The sequence below is a fragment of the Winogradskyella aquimaris genome, from assembly GCF_042676105.1.
Classification (GTDB): domain Bacteria; phylum Bacteroidota; class Bacteroidia; order Flavobacteriales; family Flavobacteriaceae; genus Winogradskyella; species Winogradskyella aquimaris.
In genome coordinates, this window is the sequence record NZ_JBHTJQ010000004.1 from 68,311 (window position 1) to 86,352 (window position 18,042).

At 35.7% G+C, this 18,042-nt stretch carries 18 protein-coding genes; 15 read left to right on the forward strand and 3 right to left on the reverse strand.

All coding sequences use genetic code 11. The annotated features are described in order from the left end of the window. Positions 1-426, reverse strand: a complete 426-nt coding sequence (locus ACFQ1K_RS04800) for a DUF2141 domain-containing protein (protein ID WP_320556464.1) — start codon at positions 424-426, stop codon at positions 1-3. Between the two features lie 253 nt (positions 427-679). Here ACFQ1K_RS04800 and ACFQ1K_RS04805 point away from each other — a divergent pair, with 253 nt between their 5' ends. From ACFQ1K_RS04805 to ACFQ1K_RS04845, 9 genes are all read left to right on the forward strand, one after another. Continuing rightward, the gene (locus tag ACFQ1K_RS04805; RefSeq protein ID WP_320556463.1) at positions 680-1,609 is read left to right on the forward strand and encodes a helix-turn-helix transcriptional regulator; all 930 of its coding nucleotides are present in this window, start codon (positions 680-682) and stop codon (positions 1,607-1,609) included. Between the two features lie 112 nt (positions 1,610-1,721). Next, positions 1,722-2,315, forward strand: a complete 594-nt coding sequence (locus tag ACFQ1K_RS04810; protein WP_320556462.1) for a hypothetical protein — start codon at positions 1,722-1,724, stop codon at positions 2,313-2,315. Positions 2,316-2,494: 179 nt separating this feature from the next. Next, the gene (locus ACFQ1K_RS04815; RefSeq protein WP_320556461.1) at positions 2,495-3,487 is read left to right on the forward strand and encodes an alpha/beta fold hydrolase; all 993 of its coding nucleotides are present in this window, start codon (positions 2,495-2,497) and stop codon (positions 3,485-3,487) included. A gap of 66 nt (positions 3,488-3,553) precedes the next feature. Then, complete coding sequence (locus ACFQ1K_RS04820) at positions 3,554-4,153, forward strand: hypothetical protein (RefSeq protein WP_320556460.1); 600 nt, start codon at positions 3,554-3,556, stop codon at positions 4,151-4,153. 34 nt (positions 4,154-4,187) lie between these two features. After that, positions 4,188-4,853, forward strand: a complete 666-nt coding sequence (locus ACFQ1K_RS04825) for an energy transducer TonB (RefSeq protein WP_320556459.1) — start codon at positions 4,188-4,190, stop codon at positions 4,851-4,853. A 112-nt stretch (positions 4,854-4,965) separates the two neighbouring features. Beyond that, the gene (locus ACFQ1K_RS04830) at positions 4,966-5,355 is read left to right on the forward strand and encodes a hypothetical protein (RefSeq protein WP_320556458.1); all 390 of its coding nucleotides are present in this window, start codon (positions 4,966-4,968) and stop codon (positions 5,353-5,355) included. Positions 5,356-5,431: 76 nt separating this feature from the next. Beyond that, entirely contained in the window at positions 5,432-5,851 is a 420-nt protein-coding gene (locus ACFQ1K_RS04835; protein ID WP_320556457.1) for a hypothetical protein, read from the forward strand. A gap of 168 nt (positions 5,852-6,019) precedes the next feature. Further along, the gene (locus ACFQ1K_RS04840; protein WP_320556456.1) at positions 6,020-6,775 is read left to right on the forward strand and encodes an MBL fold metallo-hydrolase; all 756 of its coding nucleotides are present in this window, start codon (positions 6,020-6,022) and stop codon (positions 6,773-6,775) included. A gap of 149 nt (positions 6,776-6,924) precedes the next feature. Next, entirely contained in the window at positions 6,925-7,311 is a 387-nt protein-coding gene (locus ACFQ1K_RS04845) for a hypothetical protein (protein ID WP_320556455.1), read from the forward strand. A gap of 107 nt (positions 7,312-7,418) precedes the next feature. Here ACFQ1K_RS04845 and ACFQ1K_RS04850 read toward each other — a convergent pair whose 3' ends face one another. Continuing rightward, positions 7,419-7,838: a nucleoside-diphosphate kinase gene (locus ACFQ1K_RS04850; RefSeq protein ID WP_320556454.1), complete on the reverse strand. Its 420-nt coding sequence runs from the start codon at positions 7,836-7,838 to the stop codon at positions 7,419-7,421. 282 nt (positions 7,839-8,120) lie between these two features. On the opposite strand from ACFQ1K_RS04850, the gene ACFQ1K_RS04855 reads away from it, so the two are divergent. The 3 genes from ACFQ1K_RS04855 to ACFQ1K_RS04865 are packed head-to-tail and all read left to right on the forward strand — an operon-like array spanning position 8,121 to position 10,874. Beyond that, positions 8,121-9,137 carry a DHH family phosphoesterase gene (locus tag ACFQ1K_RS04855; protein ID WP_320556538.1) on the forward strand — a complete coding sequence of 339 codons (1,017 nt, stop codon included), beginning with the start codon at positions 8,121-8,123 and terminating at the stop codon, positions 9,135-9,137. Then, positions 9,137-9,670 carry a gliding motility-associated peptidyl-prolyl isomerase GldI gene (gldI, locus tag ACFQ1K_RS04860; protein ID WP_320556453.1) on the forward strand — a complete coding sequence of 178 codons (534 nt, stop codon included), beginning with the start codon at positions 9,137-9,139 and terminating at the stop codon, positions 9,668-9,670. Before ACFQ1K_RS04855 ends, gldI begins: the two co-directional genes overlap by 1 nt. Further along, positions 9,663-10,874, forward strand: coding sequence for a peptidylprolyl isomerase (locus ACFQ1K_RS04865; RefSeq protein ID WP_320556452.1), 1,212 nt, complete (start codon positions 9,663-9,665; stop codon positions 10,872-10,874). Before gldI ends, ACFQ1K_RS04865 begins: the two co-directional genes overlap by 8 nt. Positions 10,875-10,992: 118 nt before the next feature. Here ACFQ1K_RS04865 and ACFQ1K_RS04870 read toward each other — a convergent pair whose 3' ends face one another. After that, on the reverse strand, positions 10,993-12,456 hold the full coding sequence (locus ACFQ1K_RS04870; RefSeq protein ID WP_320556451.1) for an aminoacyl-histidine dipeptidase: 1,464 nt from the start codon (positions 12,454-12,456) through the stop codon (positions 10,993-10,995). A 61-nt stretch (positions 12,457-12,517) separates the two neighbouring features. Between ACFQ1K_RS04870 and ACFQ1K_RS04875 the strand changes: the two genes are divergently transcribed. The 3 genes from ACFQ1K_RS04875 to ACFQ1K_RS04885 all read left to right on the forward strand — a co-directional run bounded on the left by ACFQ1K_RS04875 (position 12,518) and on the right by ACFQ1K_RS04885 (position 17,979). After that, positions 12,518-13,585, forward strand: a complete 1,068-nt coding sequence (locus ACFQ1K_RS04875; RefSeq protein WP_320556450.1) for a DUF3810 domain-containing protein — start codon at positions 12,518-12,520, stop codon at positions 13,583-13,585. Between the two features lie 78 nt (positions 13,586-13,663). Further along, complete coding sequence (locus ACFQ1K_RS04880; RefSeq protein WP_320556449.1) at positions 13,664-16,636, forward strand: amidohydrolase family protein; 2,973 nt, start codon at positions 13,664-13,666, stop codon at positions 16,634-16,636. 29 nt (positions 16,637-16,665) lie between these two features. Further along, positions 16,666-17,979 (forward strand): amidohydrolase family protein, encoded by a 1,314-nt coding sequence (locus tag ACFQ1K_RS04885; RefSeq protein WP_320556448.1) that lies wholly within the window; start codon positions 16,666-16,668, stop codon positions 17,977-17,979. Positions 17,980-18,042: the final 63 nt, after the last annotated feature.

The window sequence follows — 18,042 nt, forward strand, 5'->3', positions numbered from 1 at the left end:
TTAAAGTGTGATTGTTATTGTTTGATCTGTTTGTAATTCAAATTTGGCATCTTTCCACTTTGGTGGTCCCATAATGATGCCTTTAGCCCCGTTAGAACATCCATAGTCCTCTTTAGGTATACCTATAAAATTGGTATCTAACTTACCGTTATCATTTTCATCATGAAAAGTAGAAACGGCGTAAGTTCCTTTTGGCAAACCTTCAAACGTGACAACACAGCCGTTATTGGTAATCTTAGAGATTGCCCCTTTATAAGAGGTATCTAAAAAATTTGCTGCTGTATTGTATACTGAAACAAATATTTGACCATCGTTACTATCAGCATCTTCAATCTTAACAGTTAAATTAAAAGTTTCCTGTGCATACACATTAGAAGACATGATACTTAATATGATAGCGGTGGCAATTTTTACTAGGTTGTGCATAATGTTTGATTGCTATGTTATGATTACAGTGCAAATATCTTAGGTTATATTGAAGTTTTAAAATAGCACTTACTGAATTGTCACTTTTTAATGACGAATTGTATTTTTTTTTAAAATTCATTTAAAAATCAGTAATTTAAAGCGCTGTATGTCTACTAATACCATAGTTACAATCTAAAATCAATCAAAAAATAATTCGTCATAAGTATATCCAATTAATGGCATTCGAAATGCAATAATAAAATATCCAAACTTGAAGATTACCTTAGATATTGGACGAGACTTAAAGGAACAATTTCGACGCGTTGTTAATTCGGACAATTTCGAAAAGGATTCAGGGTATTCTTATGATAAAATCAAACTGATAAAGTTTCCTGACCATACCGAGTTTTATCATTTTGAGCCTATTGAACATAACACCCCTGTATATATGACCAGCACAAACTCTAAAAATAGTGAGTGGTACCTCATTCATATGAATATTGGGGCAGACATGCAATTGAAAAAAACAACGAATCAACCAATGGTAAATCATAGGTTTGTTCCAGCGGGAATATTATTGTACTGTCCTGGGATAGAGATAAAAACTAATTTTCCGATGGGACATCGGTCAGAACTCGCATCCATTAGGATTCCGAAACACTTTCTGGATAATTACTACGAATCGCCATTTATTAAAGATGGTCAACTTTTAGTTTATGAGGATATGGAATACGGAATCGAAAATAAAATTCGAGCGGCCATAAAAGCTATGAACAATAAGCTTAAATGCCATGTGCTAATTTTGGAGGTTATTGAGCATCTTTTTAACAAAATTAAATACAATTCGTCCAAATCAAATGTTATTGCATTACACAATGAGGATATTAATAATCTCTTAGTCGCTTCAGAACTTTTAAAGAACCACCTTTCAAGAAATATTCCCTCCATTAAAGAGTTGGCAATGATCGCAAAAATGAGCCCTTCAAAATTTAAAGTTTCATTTAAACAATTTTTTGGTCGAGCCCCCCATCAGTATCACTTTAAGATTAAAATGGAATATGCCAGAAATGAGCTTAGAATGGGAAACAAAACCCCTGTTGAGTTAAGCTATGAATTGGATTATTCGCACCCGTCAAACTTCTCTTCGGCCTACAAGAACTACTTCAATACATTACCGTCTTTAGATTTTCGGAAAGTTTGAATTAGCTTTTAGCACTAAGATTCTGGCTTCTGACACTACCAATCCTTTAAAAAAATAACCTATACTTGTTTAAGGATATTACCAACTAATTAATTTAATTAAACAAAGAGATATGAAACTAGCTAAGTTATTTTGGTCTGCAGGTACCTTGCTCATCAATTTTGTTATTGGTTATTATGTTTATTTACAAAGTAAGGCACCTGAAAACGTCGCAGAGCGCTATCAATATTTGAATGATAACTGGGCTGCCTATGGTGGGATGTGGAAGGCTGAATTTCTTCTAATGGCCTTAATAACTGTAAGTGCATTTTATTTCGCACTGAATACCCGCAAGCTTAGTTGGGTAATAGTTTCTGTTGGGCAGTTGATTACCTTAATGACTTACCCTGTAATGTTGGGTGGCTATAGAAATACGCCTCTTGAAATTGCAGAAATGGCCAATGAAATAGCAACTGTAGTTTTTGTTTTTGGCAATCTGGTTTTATTTGGAGGTCTATTCCTATTATATTTAAAAGATAAATACCTTAAAGCATGGTTACGAGTCCTGGCATATGCAATCTCGGGGTTCATGGCAATCATTTTCTCAATTGTTTTTGCCGGCTTTATGACATGGCAACAGGCAATGATTGTTGCACCCTTGGTGAATATACTATACCTGATCAATGCATTTTATGGATTAAAGATTAAGGCCCATCCGGAAGAATGAAAAACGAATGCCAACTATGGCTGCAATTCATTGTGGTTAATTTACTCAAACGACTGTACACTTCGTGCTTGTGTTCTAATCGGAAATTGAATCTTATTCGCTATCTTTAGGATGTAGTGAAAAATCATAGCATTCAAAAATACATATTTGCATTGTGTTCAATTTAAAACAGTCTTGATATGAAATCATTATTAACTACCATATTATGCCTATTTCTATTTATATCCTATGGACAAGACTCAGGAACCAACTCAGATTCTGAAGGCTTTGAAGCCAAAATGATACAGACTTCAAGAATGCATATGGAATACATGGATTTTGGGGGCAAAGGAAATGTACTTATACATATTCAAGGAGTCCATAATGCTTCTGCATTAAAGTACAATCTCAGCTATTTCCAAAATTATGTAGCATGGAGAGACATTCTCTCTAAGGCATCGGAGCATTACCGAGTTTATTCACCCATTTATAGAGGTTATGGAAATTCTGATAAAGAAGGTGATGACATTTATAATGTAGAAAATATTGCTAAAGATATTATGGCCTTTATGGATGAAATGAAGATTGATCGTGCCACTTTTATTGGCCGAACTACTGCACCACAGGTCATGTTTTATCTTGCCGAAAATCACCCTAATAGAGTTGATGCCATAGTTGTTAGCGATAATAGTATGTATAAGACTGTGCCCATTCACAACGATGAAATAAAAGAGTTTATGTACTATTGTTCTTATGCAGCAATGGATTTAGGTGATCGTGCACCAGATATTGTTATGCCCTCTTACGATTATGAACCGATATTTTACACAGATGAATCAAAGAAAATTGACATACCGCTTTATTGGCCTTACTCGGAAGAGATGAATATTGTCAAGATGAATTTAAGTTTACTTAATTACTTACAACCAAATAATTCGTTCATCCCTAATGAAATGGCCAAAAAATACTTTGATAATCTTTACGCAGACAAAGAACTACAAAACAGAATAAAGCAATACTACGCAGAGAATGATCCAACACAAAAAAACATGGATGCTTTAAAAAATGCATTTGGCAACAATTTAACGCTTCAAAATATTGATGAGATTGAAGGTGCAAATTTTATGGAAAAATTTAAGAAAGCTGATGAACTTATGTTGAAGTATTTGATTTCGGTAAGTAAAGAAGATTAGTAAAGTGTGACCTATCTGACTAATCTTACACAAAATCTTTGGCACTAATTTTAAATACTAAGTTTTATGAAGACGGCTAAACTTTTATGGAGCATTGCTTCTTTTTATCTGCTAGTTATCGGTTTTTTTTATATGGTTGTTTTGAAGGATGCACCTCCAATTGGCCCAGAGAGATATGATTACATCACTCAAAATTGGAGCATCTATGATTATCAGTGGAAATCGGAATTACTTATGACAACTTTATTGTCCATTTCATCTTTTTTGTTTTCAAAATATTTTAAAAATCCTGGCTTTGTAATCATTGGTGTTGGTCAATTATTTTTTGCTATGGCTATGCCGCTAAGTATTGGAATTACACCAAATGCTCCTTTTGAATTTGGAACATTAATTGGCAAGGGAGCACATCAATTGGTCAATTACGGAATGATGGTTAGCTTAGTTGGATATTTAATCCTGCATTGGAAAGCTCGTATCTTAAGTAATTGGTTAAGGGTATTAGCAATAATATTATCAACGTTAGCCCTAATTTCATTTTTTGGAGGGTTTGTAAATATTATTGATTCATCAACAGCTCAAAAAGCAATGTTGCTAGTAATGTGCCTTTATATAATCAATGGATACTTTGGGATTAAAATCAATAAAACAAATTCAAACAATTTGTAAAAAACCATCAGCAACAGACAAAAAATAAAAACCAATGACCAACCGATTCAAAGAGAAGACATTTTTCGTAAACCAATATACAATAACCATATCAGTTATTTTAAGTGCTTTAGCCGCCCTGTCTTGTAAGAAAGAACCCAAGGTGTTCCCGAATACAGAAAGTGATTTAATAATGAAAATAAATGCTGTTCAAGAACAAGTGATGGCACAAGGAAATATGACAGAAGCAGAAGAACAGGCTTTATTAAGTTTATGCAGCATTGTTTCGCATGAGGACGGTTTGGCCATGTATACTACTGACGATGGTATGATATTAAAAGATGTAGAAATTACGCCAGTATTTGATGGTTGTGAAGATCTCTCAAAACAAGAAACAAGAGAATGTTTTAATAATAAAGTATCGACATTTATTGTGCGAGAATTTAACTTAAGTGTATCTAAAGATTTAAATCTTTCAGAACCAAAAATGGTAGAAGCATTTTTTATAATCAACGAAAACGGAAATTTAACTGGCATGAAGGTGAGAGATTCAGAAGTAATCGTTCAGGCAGAAATCTTAAGAGTGCTCAGAAAAATGCCTAAAATGAAACCAGCTACCCACAATGGTGAAAGAGTTTCTGTATTATGCTCTATCATAGTAAAATATGGAAATAATTTAGAAGTCGATGTTGTTTATATCCCAGAAAGACCAAATACATAATTGTTTATATTAAAACACCAATTGTCCAATAACTACCATACTTCAGTACGGCCAAAAACTTCAAAGTTTTAACCAACGAACAGTATGCACACTTTATTAAAATATTTGAAAAATGAAAGTAGCGTATAAAAGAAGACACTTAAATGTAAATTTGATTTTAGGTCTAATTTGGCTGGTTTGGTTTTCTTTAGGCGTATTTGGGAAGGAAGAACCCAATTGGACGGATTACGGTTGGATTTTTATTTCCCTGATGTACTTAGGGCTTTACGTCTATCAAAAGAGTTTTAAATATCTGACTGTTGAAAACGGAATTATAAATGTAAATGGTCCTTTCGGAAAAAAACTAAAAATGACCGAAATAAAACAGATTAAGAAATTTGCTGGAGATTATATCATCAAAACAGACAACGAAGAATTGACCATTAACACCCAGCTAATTGAATCTAGTGCACTCACTGAATTAAATTCAGAATTGGAAAAACTAAATGTGGAATGGGTTTAAAAACGGTAACTAACAATTATATAAATCCGTTCTACAGCATTTTTGCCAAATGTCCATATCTTAATAAACTAACGATATGAAAATAACACAGAGAAAAGAAAGGATTTTAATGACAGCAGTTATCATGTTATTACTCTCTATCCTATTAATGATCATAATTATTCCAGGAGTTTACACTAAAACTTTACCAAACGAATACAATTCTGGTGCTGTTATTGGAATTTCTTTAGCCATTTTAGTTCGGCTCCTATTAATTATTTGGTACACACTAAAAATCAAAAAAATTAGAAGTGCCACCGAAAAAAGAAAAACAGGATACATTGTCGTCGGGATTCTTATTCTTTTATTTGCAGTCATGTATTTAGATGGTGCTATTGCATTCTTGGACCATAAGCGTATCCTTTACGTTTCCTATTTGATGTATACAAGTATCTTTTGCGACTTAATAGCTTCCATACTGACGTTCGTAGCACTGTTCGCGAAGTCGCAAAAATAAATTGTAGCTATCTAAAAAGCTAAAAGCGATAAAGTGCATCACAATTACGCATTAAGCAGGCGGTTGTAAAATGTCCTCGTGGGAATTCCTCGCAAATTCGCTATCTTCGATTTGTGATGTAAAATCCTCTTGGATTTAACATAACCAAATCCAAATTATAATACATTAATGGACATACAACTCATTCGCAACGCAACTATCAAAATTACGTACGCAGGAAAAACCATTTTGATTGATCCCATGTTTTCAAAAAAAGGCGCAATAGAATCATTCGCAGGAATCGAAAGAAATCCTATTGTTAACCTCACAGTTTCAATAGACAATATCTTACGTGATTTAGATTTTGTAATCGTTACCCATACGCATCCTGACCATTTTGATGCTTTAGCAAGGGAAAAACTGCCAAAAGACATAAAATTATTTTGCCAGCCCTCTGACAAAGAATATATGCAAAAAGCAAAATTTGTTAATACGGAAGTGGTGGAAACGAGAACAACTTTTGAAACGATAAGCCTAACGAGAACGTCTGGAAAACATGGAAGTGGAGAAGTATTAGCGCAAATGGGAAACGTTTCTGGATTTGTGTTACAAGCCAATAATGAACCTACCGTATATATCGTTGGCGACAGCATTTGGTGTGAGGAAGTAAAGACCGCATTAAACACTTTTAAACCAGATATCATTATCACAAATTCAGGTGGAGCCATAATGCCTGGTTTCGAAAATCATCCGATTCTAATGAATGAGGAAGAAACAATTTTACTTGCAAAACATTCAGATAACGCAAAAATTGTTGCAGTTCATTTAGAAAGTTTAGACCACTGTAGAGTCACAAGAAATTCATTAAGACAACTAGCTAATGAACAAGGAATTGATGAAGCTCAATTAATCATTCCCATGGATGGACAATTGGTAACCTTATAAAACTAATTAATGTATAAGTAGGGTACAAAAACTTTTTTCGACATATTTTATTTTCGATTTATTTACTACATTAGTTAGTTGAATGCATACTAAACTTAAACGAAACCATTATAAGTTGGTGAACAAGACTTATAAAAACGAAATTGCTCATGAAAAAAACACTCTTAACTTTTTTTGTATTGCTATTTACGCTCCTATCATTTTCCCAAGACGTAGAAAATGGACCTGATTTCAGTGACATAAATAGTATTGAAAAGGCCATTGACTTATATAAAAAAGGGAGCTTGACTAAAATTTATATGATGCCGCCGGAGTTTGGGGGTGAAGACAGCCCTGAAAATACGCTGTATGTACCAGAGTTTGTTAAAGAATTTAAAAATCAATTCGACAATATGGTTGGAGACTTGCTTGAAGAGGGTAAACAATTAGGTTTTGAAGCCATCCCTGAATACAAAGGAAAAAGTTTTGTGCCTTCTAAACTGATACTAATGGTAACTGGCGATTCGGAATTCACTGAAACCATACATATTTGGTAAAGAAAAAAATGATTGACAACTTCAATAATAGCTCAATCACCCAATCCTAGAAATAAAAAAAAGACCATCCTAACAGATGGTCTTTTCAATTTTATATGATATGTTTTCTAAAACATCTCTCTACCAGCAAAGTGGAACGCACCTTCAATAGCAGCGTTTTCATCACTATCACTACCGTGTACAGCATTTTCACCAATAGAAGATGCATATAACTTACGGATTGTGCCTTCTGCAGCATCTGCAGGATTTGTAGCACCAATTAAGGTTCTAAAATCCTCAACAGCATTGTCTTTTTCTAAAATCGCTGCAACGATTGGGCCACGAGTCATGTACTCCACCAATTCACCAAAAAATGGACGTTCCTTGTGGATACCATAAAACTCCTCAGCATCTGCCTTGGTCATTTGCGTTAATTTCATTGCTACGATTTTAAATCCTGAAGCGGTAATTTTTTCTAATATTGCGCCAATGTGTCCTTTTTCAACAGCATCTGGCTTTAACATTGTAAACGTTCTATTCGTTGCCATTTGTAATTTTTTAATTGGGTGCAAAAGTAATGCATTTCTTTAATTTATCAAGCCACGGCCTTAATTAATGGCTAATGTTTAATGATAAATTAACAAAGTCTTTGGTAAGTTCGAGTGAATTATAGTTGTGATGTCAAATAAAATTTGTGTAGCCAACCTATCATCGCAGAATCATCCGAAGTGACACGACCTGTAAATCTTAAGCAGATAGGATTGAGTACGATTCTTAATTTCATATTAAAAACATTTACAAAAACCCTAAAAATTGTAAATTCGCTTCCTATGATTAAAGCGCAGATTTCAGAAATAAAAACACTTTTAGGAACACCGCAAGACATTGTGATTGTACCACATAAAAATCCTGATGGCGATGCTGTAGGTTCTACTTTGGCATTATACCATTATTTAAAGGCTTACAGCCATCGAGCGACCGTTGTTGCACCTAACGATTACCCGGATTTTTTAAAGTGGTTACCTGGAAATGATGAGGTTTTAATCTTCGAATCACAACAGGAAGCCTGTGAAGCGTTAATCCACAAAGCCCAACTTATTTTTACCTTAGACTTTAATGCTCTGCATCGTACTGGTGATATGGCAACATCCTTAGAGCAGTCATCTGCTACTAAAATTATGATAGACCACCACCAACAACCAGACACTTATGCCAAGTACACCTACTCTGACGTTAGCATGTCCTCAACCTGCGAGATGGTTTATAATTTTATAGAACTATTAGGCGATTTAGATAACATCAATAGCGAAATTGCTACTTGTCTATATACAGGTATTATGACTGATACTGGTTCGTTTCGTTTTCCATCTACCACAAGCAGAACGCACCACGTGGTTGGTGACTTAATGGAAAGAGGTGCAAAAAATTCAGAAATTCACAACCAGGTATACGATACTAATAGTTACAGTCGTTTGCAACTTTTAGGCAGAGCGCTTCAAAATCTTAAGGTCATACCAGAATTGTGTACCGCCTACATTACTTTATCACAAGCTGAGTTGGATGAATTCAACTTTAAAAAAGGAGATACTGAAGGCTTTGTTAATTATGGCTTATCCTTAAAAGACATCATTTTTGCAGCTATTTTTATAGAAAATGAACAAGAAGGGATTGTAAAAGTGTCGTTACGTAGTAAAGGGACTTTTTCTGTCAATGCATTTTCGAGAGCTCATTTTAATGGTGGAGGCCACACCAATGCTGCTGGTGGACGTAGTGAAGAGAACCTACAAATTACCGTTGAAAAATTTATTAGTATATTACCACAATATAAAAATGAATTGTCCCAATAATGAAACACCTACTCTACATAGTAATTGTGGCTTTTCTTCTGGTCAGTTGTAAATCGCCAGAAGCAAGAATGCCCGAAACAGTTCAGTCTGGCTCGTTCCTTAAGGAGTCAGCAGCACGTAACAAAAAACTGAACGAAAAAGAACAAGAACTTATTCAAACCATAATAAAAAATAATCCTGACAAGGATTATATTGCCTCAGAAAGTGGGTTTTGGTACTTCTACAATACCAAAGCCGAAAATGATACGATTCAGCCCGATTTTGGTGATATTGTAAATTTTGAATACAACGTGTCTGATCTTAGTGGAAATGAAATTTATGCCATGGCACAAAAGACCTATGTAATGGATAAGCAAGAATTATTCACCGGTTTGCGCGAAGGTTTAAAACTGATGACACCAGGCGATAACATAACATTTATTTTCCCATCACAAAAAGCATACGGCTATTATGGTGATGAAAATAGAATAGGAACCAATATTCCTTTAATTTGTGAAGTAACCTTAAACACGATAACCCAAGAAAATGATTAAAAAAGTACTTACAGCCTTAGTTTTATTGGTTGTTTTGGCAAATAGCTCATGCCAAGAAAAATATCCTGACTTAGAAGATGGGATTTATGCAGAAATTATTACCAACAAAGGGACGATGCTCGCCGAATTGTATTACAAGGACGTGCCTGTGACTGTCGCCAACTTTGTAGCTCTGGCGGAGGGCACACACCCAATGGTATCAGAAGAATACAAAGGAAAGCCATACTACGACAGTATAACCTTCCATAGAGTAATTGACAAGTTTATGATTCAAGGTGGAGATCCAACTGCAACAGGCGCTGGAGATCCTGGGTACAAATTTGCCGCAGACTTCAGCAAAAAATATTCACATGATGCACCAGGTATATTATCTATGGCCAACGGCGGTAACATTAATACCAATGGAAGTCAGTTTTTTATTACTGAGGTTCCCATAGAACGCTTAGATTTCTTTGATGCCGAAGGAAATTTAAAACCTTGTGATCAACCAAGAGTTAGCTGTCATTCGGTTTTTGGAAAACTGGTAAAAGGATTAGATGTACAAGATTCAATCTCTAATGTTAAGGTCATAGATCCTGCAAGAAGAAACCACAAACCAATTGAAGATGTCATCATTACAGATTTAAATATTATAAGAGTAGGAAAAGATGCCAAGTTTTTTGATGCACCAAAAGTGTTTGAAGAAGGCATGCCAAAAGTAGAGGCAGAATTTAATCGAATTAAGCAGGAAGCCAAAAAACTAGCAGAGGAAAAAGCAAAACTCGCCAAAGAGGAGTGGTTAAAGAAAAATGAGTCTATGGATGGTCGTCGCATTGATTCGCCTACAGGAATGGCCATGATTTTTACACATGAAAGCAATGGTGTAAAACCAACACCTGCCCAAAAGGTTAAAATTGACTGTGCAGGATATTTTGAAGACGGTACATTATTTTGGACCACTTGGAAAGAAGTTGCCGAAAAGAACGGTAAATATGATGAAAGACAAGATAAAGCTGGACAATATGCTCCTTTCACAATGCCATATAATGAAAGTGCTGGTTTAGTTGCAGGTTTTAGAGAAGCCATGTTAAATATGAAAGTTGGAGATAAAGCCAGAGTATTTATTCCTTATTATTTAGGCTATGGTGATTCTGGTAGAGCACCTTTAATCCCACCAAAAACAAACTTGGTTTTTGATATAGAAATCGCAGGTATTGCTGAGTAGGCAACCAACTTATAAAAAATAAAAAAGGCAGCTGTTTAGCTGCCTTTTTTTATTCCTTATAATAACATAATGCTAAACTACTGTCTATTAACAAGCAGAAGTTTGAGCATGTCTTTGTTTAATCTTTCTTCGGAATGTTTTTCAAAATTTCTAAAACAAACTCCCAATATTTCTGGGCTGAAGAAATCTGAGCGCGTTCATCTGGTGAGTGTGCTCCTTTGATGTTAGGTCCAAAACTAATCATGTCCATATCTGGATAATTCTGTCCAAGGATACCACATTCCAAACCAGCATGGCAAGCTGCTACATGCGGTTTTTTACCATTGTTTAGTTGTTCATAAATTGGTACCATGACTTTCAATATTGTAGAATCCATGTTTGGTGCCCAACCAGGATAACTACCTGAGAATTCCACCTCACAACCAGCTAATTCAAACGTAGCTTTTAACGCATTGGCTAAGTCCATTTTAGAGGATTCTACAGAACTACGTGTTAAGCATCCTACTTTGATATGACCATCTTTAACAATCACTCGAGCGATATTGTTAGAGGTTTCCACCAAATCCTTAATATCCGCGCTCATTCTGTACACTCCATTGTGTGCTGCATACAGCGCTTTGAGTAGTTGTGTTTGTGCTTCGTATGGCATTGCGCTTTTGGGTAAATCAGTTTCCTTAAAAACCATTTTTAAGTCAGGCTCCATGGTTTTATATTCCTTCTTAATGGTTTTGGATAAAGCTCCTAAAACCTCCAATATCATCGCCTCTTTATGAGATTTTAAAACCACTGTGGCTACACTCTCTCTTGGTATAGCATTTCTTAAACTACCACCATCTATCTCAGCAACCTTAATATCTTCAACAACAGCATAGAGCAAACGATTCATAATTTTATTGGCATTACCTAAACCTTCATGAATCTGCATACCAGAATGCCCTCCTTGTAAGCCCTTCACTTCAATAGTATAAGCTTTATAATCCTCGTTTGTTATAGGTTCTTGATTGTATGATCCTGTAGCGGTTACATCTATACCACCAGCACAGCCCACACCAATTTCATCGTCCTCTTCGGTATCTAAATTCAATAGGATTTCACCTTTAAGCAAGCCTCCCTTTAAGCCCATAGCTCCTGTCATGCCTGTTTCCTCATCTATAGTAAACAAGGCCTCTAGGTCTGGATGTGCAATAGTATCACTTTCTAAAATAGCCATAATCGTCGCCACACCAAGACCGTTATCTGCACCAAGTGTTGTGCCTTTTGCTTTAACCCAATCTCCATCTACAAACATATCTATACCTTGTGTATCAAAATCGAACACCGTATCATTATTTTTTTGGTGTACCATATCTAAATGCGATTGCATTACAATAGGTTTTCGGTCTTCCATGCCTTTAGTTGCGGGTTTTCTAATGATGACATTACCTACCTCGTCTTCTATAGTTTCCAGTCCTAATCCTTCACCAAAATTGGTCATGAATTTTATAACACGTTCTTCCTTTTTTGAAGGACGTGGCACGGCATTTAAATCCGCAAATTTGTTCCAAAGTGCCTTTGGCTCAAGGCTTCTTATATCTTGACTCATAATCTTTATTTTTACTATTTACAAAAGTAACCAAACTAAAACTATTTCCTATTTTTGATTCATGCTGAAAAACAAAAAACTCTTTATTGCTCTTTTCCTGATTGTTCAGATTGTTGCTATTCAAATCTTAAAGCAATTCCCTGAATTTGTTGAGCAATTTTACAGTCATGGCATATATGTATTCACGTCCAAGTTAATGCGTTATACCTTTGGCTGGATACCTCTTTCAGTTGGTGATCTGTTGTATACGTTGTTAAGTATTTATGTAATTCGTTGGATGATTGTCAACCGAAAACGAATTTATAAGGACACCTTAAATTGGTTCCTTGATGTTTTTGCAACGTTGTCCTTAGCTTATTTTGCGTTTCATCTATTGTGGGCGCTTAACTACTACAGACTTCCGCTGTATAAATCACTAGATCTTGAGGCTGAATATTCAACAGAGCAATTGTTGAGTTTCACTGAGCGCTTGATTCAAAAATCAAATACAATTCATCGTCAATTAGCTCCAAACGACTCGGCAAAGGTGGATATGCCATTTACAAAATCTGAAGTTTTTGATATGGTAAAAGACGGTTATACGTCTTTGGCTGAACATTACCCGCATCTTAAATATAACCCTGTAAGTATCAAAAAATCAATTTATAGTGTTCCATTAACTTACATGGGGTTTTCTGGTTATCTTAATCCTTTTACCAACGAAGCACAAGTCGATGGCTTAATTCCAACTTACAAATTTCCTACAACCTCCTGTCACGAAGTTGCCCATCAATTAGGTTATGCTGCAGAAAACGAAGCCAATTTTATTGGATGTTTAGCAGCGATACATAATGAGGATTTATATTTTAAATATTCTGGTTATACCTTTGGGTTGCGCTATTGTCTTGTTGAGATATTTAAACGTGACAAAGCCTTGTATTACGAAATCCTTCCAACAGTCAATAAAGGGATTTTAAAAAATTATGAAGAAGTTCAGAAATTTTGGAGATCTTACGAAAATCCGATTGAGCCAGTTTTTGAAAAAACCTTTGATAATTTTCTTAAAGCCAATAACCAATCTGCTGGTATGAAAAGCTATAGCTATGTTGTGGCTCTATTGGTGAACTACTTTGACAATCAGCCACTGTAAACGTTAAAAAATCTTAATATAATTTATAGAATAGCCTTTAATCTCTATCTTTAGAAATCTTAATTAACTAACCATTTTATGACAAAAGTATTTTTACGACTGCTCATGCTTATGTGCAGTTTTACGCTCTTTGCGCAAGATTACTTTCCTAGTAATACAGGTGTAAAATCTAAAAACTCTAACTACACGGCGCTTACAAATGCAACAATTTACGTATCTCCAACCGAGGTATTAAACAATGCAACCTTACTAATTAAAGACGGTAAAGTAGTCAATGTGGGCACATCGGTAAACATTCCTAATAACACAACCACTATTGATGCTTCGGGAAAAACCATCTACCCATCCTTTATAGACATTTACACCTCTTTTGGTGTAAAAAAACCTGAACGCGGTGGTGATGGTCCAAGATATGGTGCCAGTAGAAGCGGCTTTTATTGGAACGACCATGTCATGCCAGAACAGGATGTTATGGCAAGTTTTAAATACGACGGAAAATCAGCATCCGAAATGCATCAGCTTGGTTTTGGTGTAGTTAACACGCACATGCCTGATGGAATCGTTAGAGGTACTGGTGCTCTTATTGCTCTTAACAATGAGGCTGATAATGCACTTCGAGTAGTTGATGGTAAGACCTCACAGCATTTTTCGTTTAGTAAAAGCGTAACATCGCGTCAGTCCTACCCTTCTTCAATTATGGGAAGTATGGCTTTATTACGACAAATGTATAGTGATGCCAAATGGTATGCTGATGGTAATATAGATACTAAAGATTTATCATTAGAAGCTTTGAACAACAATACAGGACTTTTACAGATTTTTGAAGCCGGAAGTCGCGCGAATTTATTAAGAGCTGATAAAGTTGGTGACGACTCTAATGTACAATACACCATTGTTGGTGGTGGTGACGAATATGAACGTATAAATGAAGTGAAGGCTACCAATGCAACCATCATTCTTCCTTTAGATTTTAGAATGGCTTATGATGTAGAAAATGCACATTTGGCTTCTACCCTCGCTTTAGGAGACATGCGTTCATGGAATCAGGAACCGCATAATCCAAGATTGCTAGCAGAAAACGGTATTCAATTTGCCTTAACTACACATGGTTTAAAGTCAAAAAAATCGTTTAAATCTAATTTAATGAAAGCCATTGAAAGCGGACTTTCAAAAGAAAAAGCTCTGGAAGCCTTAACAACGGTTCCTGCTAAATTGTTGGGGAAATCTGATGTTTTAGGAACCCTCAAGGCGGGCAGCTATGCTAACTTTTTAATTACCTCAGGTGATATTTTTGACAAAAAAACCAAGTTGTTCGAAAATTGGGTGCAAGGAAATGCTCATATCATAGAAGATATGAATACCAAAGATATAGATGGAGATTACAACTTTAAATTGGCAGGAGAAGATTATAAACTAACCATTTCAAATAGCACGAGTAAACCTGCTGCTAAACTAGAGAGTAATGATAATAGCTTGGGCTCTAAACTGAGTTATACCAACGATTGGATAAACCTCACCTTTAAAACTGCAGATAGTACTAAAAAGGAGTATGTTAGGATTGTCGCCAATACGGCCAATAATAGTACCCTAAATGGTAAAGCTATAATGCCAAACGGAAATGAACTCTCCTTTTACGCCAACAAAACCAAAACAAACCAGGAAGGAGACTCAAAAGAAAAAGGGAAGACAGATTCTAAATCAGAAGAGGCAACGATGTATCCTATTACCTATCCTAACCTTGCATTTGGCTTTACGGAAAAACCAAAATCCGAAACGTTATTATTTAAAAACGCCACGATTTGGACGAACGAAGATGATGGTATTTTAGAAAATACGGACCTTCTAATTAAAAACGGTAAAATTTCAAAAATCGGTAAAAACCTCTCAGATAAAAACGCAAAGGTTATTGATGCTACTGGGAAACATATCACTGCTGGAATTATTGACGAACACTCTCATATTGCTGCAGCTTCTATTAACGAAGGCGGACAGAATTCTTCAGCAGAAGTAACCATAGAGGATGTTATAGATGATGAAGACATTAATATTTATCGAAATCTTGCAGGTGGTGTTACATCCATTCAAATTTTACATGGTTCTGCCAACCCCATTGGTGGTCGTTCCGCAATAATAAAATTAAAATGGGGTGAAGCTGCCGAAAATCTTATCTATGACAATTCTCCTAAGTTTATAAAGTTTGCATTGGGAGAAAATGTAAAACAAACACGAGTCAGCAGAAATGAACGTTTCCCTCAATCGCGTATGGGAGTAGAACAAGTTTTCATAGACTACTTTACCAGAGCAAAAGCTTACGACGAAGCTAAAAAAAGCGGAAAACCATATAGAAAGGATGCTGAAATGGAGGTACTGGCTGAAATTCTGAATAAAGAACGCTTCATATCGTGTCACTCGTACGTACAAAGCGAAATCAACATGTTGATGAAGGTTGCAGAACAATTCAACTTTAACATTAACACGTTCACCCATATTCTGGAAGGTTACAAAGTTGCTGATAAAATGAAAGACCATGGTGTTGGTGGTTCTACTTTTAGTGATTGGTGGGCTTATAAATATGAAGTTAATGACGCCATACCTTACAATGCTGCAATCATGCACAAAGCTGGTGTGGTTACAGCTATTAATAGTGATGATGCCGAAATGTCGCGTCGTTTAAATCAAGAAGCAGCAAAGTCCGTTAAATACGGAGGCATCAGTGAAGAAGAGGCCTTAAAATTCGTGACTTTGAATCCTGCTAAATTATTGCATTTAGATGATAGAGTTGGTAGTCTTAAAGAAGGAAAAGATGCTGATGTGGTTTTATGGTCAGACCACCCACTTTCCGTTTACACTAAGGCAGAAAAGACAATTATTGAAGGTGTGACATACTTCGACCTAGAGCGCGATAAGCAAATGCGAGAAGCAATTAAAAAGGAAAAAAGCGAATTAATTAATCTTATGCTTCAAGAAAAAAACAAAGGGTTAAAAACACAACCTATTAAGAAGAAAGAAAAAGAATTGCTGCATTGCGACTCCATGGATTCAGGTCACTAAGCACATCAACCCTTTTAAAACCAATTAAAATGAAAACATTAAAACATATAAATACGATTCTATTAGTGCTGTGTGTGACTTTTAGTTTTGCACAGCAAACACCTGCACCAGAGCAAGTCAAGGATTTTGCCATTATCGGAGCGACCGCTCATATTGGTAATGGTGAGGTCATTGAAAATAGCATTATAGTAGTGAGCAATGGGAAAATTACAACGATTGGACCCGAAGCTTCCACTCCACTCACCAGACAAGCCATGGACATTATCGATGCACGAGGCAAACACGTTTATCCTGGTTTTATAGTATCTAACGGAACATTAGGATTAGTTGAAGTTGATGCCGTAAAAGCATCTAATGACCTTTCGGAAATGGGAACATTTAATCCTCATGTGCGCAGTATTATTGCTTACAATGCTGAGTCTAAAGTGGTTGAATCGATGCGCCCAAATGGTGTTTTGTTAGGTCAGGTTGTCCCTCGTGGAGGACGTATTACAGGAACATCTTCTATTGTGCAATACGATGCCTGGAACTGGGAAGACGCAGCCGTTAAAACAGACGATGGCATTCACATTAATTGGCCAAATAGTTTTAGTAGAGGACGCTGGTGGCTTGGTGAAGATCCTGGTCTTAAACCAAACAAAAACTATGATAAACAGGTAAAAGAACTTACGGATTATTTTAATGAAGCTAAGGCCTACAATAGCGGAAATAAAACAAAAAAACACCTTCAGTTTGAAGCTATGGGAGATTTATTTACAGGTATTAAACATTTATATATCAATGCAGATGATGCTAAAAGCATAACAGATGCCGTTAACTTTGCAAAAGCCCAAGGTATAACTAAAATGACTATTGTTGGAGGTTATCAAGCGAGTGATGTTGCTGATTTACTGAAACAAAATAAGGTTTCTGTCATGCTGAAACGTGTACACTCCTTGCCAGAATTGGAAGATGACGATTACGATTACACATTTAAACAAGCCAAGGAATTAGTAGATGCAGGTGTTTTAGTATCTTTAGAAACTAGCGGTCAAATGGAACGCATGAATTCTAGAAACTTGCCTTTTTATGCAGGTACCACTGTAGCACACGGTCTAAACAAAGAACAAGCATTGCAGTTAATAACTTTAAATCCTGCTAAAATCATGGGAATTGATGATATGTACGGCAGTCTGCAAGTTGGAAAGAGCGCCACACTATTTATAAGTGAAGGTGATGCTTTGGATATGCGAACCAACAAATTAACACATGCGTTTATTGATGGTAGAAATATCAGTCTAGAAACACACCAGACTGAACTTTGGAAACGCTACTCAGAGAAATACGGAATTAAAGAAAATTAAAATTTTAAAAAGCGAGCTAAATAGCTCGCTTTTTTCTATTTATACTTCATGGTTTGCGGGTCA